Below are 1,878 nucleotides of genomic sequence, written 5' to 3'. Positions count from 1 at the left end.
GCGGTCGAGGAGCTCGGCGATCGAGGAGTAAGGCTGCCCCGCGACGATTCGTTTGAGCTCATTCGCCGACAGTCCGTGGATGCCCTTGAGGGTTGGCCGGATGCCGAGCTTTCCCGCGTCGGGTCCGGACTCGATTCGCTCCACCCGGTATTCGTCCCGGCTTGCGTTGATGTCCACCGGCAGGATCGGGATGCCGAGCCGCTGGGCCTCGGCGACGAGCAGCCGCTTGGGGTACGCGCACGGATCGTGCTCGAACACCCCGGCGAGGAACGCCTCGGGATGGTGGGCCTTGAGCCACGACGACTGATACGCCGGCAGCGCGGACGCGGGTCCGTCGTCGAACGGCAGGGCGTCGAGGTCGATTCTGGTTCCCTCCACCCGCTCGATCTCCCGCACGGCGAACGCCATCGAGCTCTGCATCCGCACTCCGACGACGCCGAGCCTGAACATGCCCATCGGTTCCATGTCGTGCTTGTCGAACTGGCTCATGGGCAGGCCCGTACCGCTCGGTTGGATGGGCGTGCGGTCCAGCAGGCGTGCGTCGCCCAGGACCACGCCGCAGGGCTGCATCGAGATGGGCTTCGGGAGCCGGTCAAGCCGCTCCGTGGGGTCGCCGAGGAGCTCGAGCTGCCGACCCTTGGGTTGCTCGAGCTCGCGGAGCTCCGGCTCCTCGGCGAGGTCCCCGTGAACGTGGCCCGCGGCGCCCCGCGCCCGGTGCGCGTCCTGCGTGCCCATGAGCGTGACTCGTTCGGCCCCGAAGCGCTCGAAGATCTTGCGGTACACGTGGTTCAGTCGGGCGCTCTCGACGTCGAGCTCGAGGTCCGGGAAAGTCGCGCGTTCCCTCGAGAGAAAATGCTCGAAGACGAGGTCGTGGCGCAGGGGGTCGACGTGGCTGATGCCGAGCAGGTAGTTGACCAGGCTCGACGCCCCCAAGCCGCGCACGGCCGAGCGCACGCCCAGGCCTCGGATGAGGTCCGCGACCTCGGCCACCGTCAGGAAGTAGGAGGCGAGGCCGAGGCCGCCGATGATCTCCAGCTCGTGCTCGAGCCTCAACTCGACCGCGCCCGCGAGCTCTCCCGCGGCTCCCGGGAAGCGGTGGGAGATTCCCGCGCGGCAGCGCTCCGCGAGCTCTTGGAGGGGCTCGCTCCCCACGCTGATCGCGGAGCCCTCGGGGGCCGCGGGCTGGCCCCAGCCCACGTCCTCGACGGGATCGAGGCGGCAGCGGTCGGCGATCCGCTCCGTATTGCCGAGCAGGTTCGCGAGGTCTTTGGCTCCGAGCCCCGCGGCCTCGACGATCTCCTGGGCCGCGAGCCGCATGAGGGCCGCGGGTTTGAGCCACGCGTGGCCCGTGGGCGCCGGGCCGGGCAGTTCGGAGCGTTCCTCCCCCGGCGCGCCGATCCGCGGGTCGAGGACTTCCGCGGTCGCGGCACCGCCATCCTCGACCGAGCGGACGGCGTTCGTCAGGACTGCTGGGACGTGGTGCTCGCTCGCGAGCCGAAGCATCCGCACTGCGTGGGCCGTGCTGAGCGGTTCCCCGGGCGGGGTCCGGTGGGTCACGAGTTCGACGGCGAGCACTCCCACGGGCATGGCGCCGATCCAGTCGCGGAACAGAGTGCGGGGGCGCAGGAAGCGGCGCCCGGACATCGCCCGGCCCACGTCAGAATCGGGTCCGAGCAGGACCGTGAGCACGGGCTTGCCCGACTCGGGATCGAGGCAGCGAGCGGCAAGCTCGGAGCGCAGCACGCCCACCGGGATGGGGCTGTTGGCGCGTCCGGTGGTCTGCGCGTGGGCATCCGAGATGAGGCGGCACAGCGCCCGCCAGCCCGCGCCGCGGTTGTTGCCGTGGGCGAGGACGACGACGCGGCCCGCTACGCCTGC

The 1,878-nt window shown here is 71.2% G+C and carries 1 pseudogene; it reads right to left on the bottom strand.

The annotated features are described in order from the left end of the window. Nucleotides 1-1,878 (bottom strand): annotated as a pseudogene (locus ACLN58_RS21685) (hypothetical protein); the annotation flags it as partial.

This window comes from Sinomonas sp. G460-2 (assembly GCF_047759905.1).
Taxonomy (GTDB): domain Bacteria; phylum Actinomycetota; class Actinomycetes; order Actinomycetales; family Micrococcaceae; genus Sinomonas.
The sequence above is the reverse complement of the archived record's forward strand: the minus strand, read 5'-3'. Positions and strand labels throughout refer to the sequence as shown.